We start from the raw sequence: 202 nt of genomic DNA, 5'->3' as shown, positions 1-202 counted from the left end.
GAACTCCGCGACCAACGCCCAGACGGTGGCTTCGGGTGCGACCTGGGGTGCCAACGCCATGGCGGCTGAGACTTTCGCCATCAACGCCGCGGCAGGCAGCGCGACGATCGCCACGGTGCTGAACGAAACGGCCAAGTCGGTGGCGACCAAGGTCAACCAGCAGACTTCCGTGACGGGTGTGACGGCCGAAGCGCGCGCCAAC

1 protein-coding gene is annotated in these 202 nt (G+C 67.3%); it reads left to right on the top strand.

Annotated elements, in window-relative coordinates; all coding sequences use genetic code 11:
• Positions 1–202: flagellin hook IN motif-containing protein (locus HGR_RS17460; protein ID WP_006296113.1), on the top strand; the 202-nt coding region annotated here is incomplete at both ends.

It is taken from the genome of Hylemonella gracilis ATCC 19624 (assembly GCF_000211835.1).
Lineage (GTDB): Bacteria > Pseudomonadota > Gammaproteobacteria > Burkholderiales > Burkholderiaceae_C > Hylemonella > Hylemonella gracilis.
Note: the sequence above shows the minus strand (reverse complement) of the source record. Positions and strands in the feature narration are given on the sequence as shown.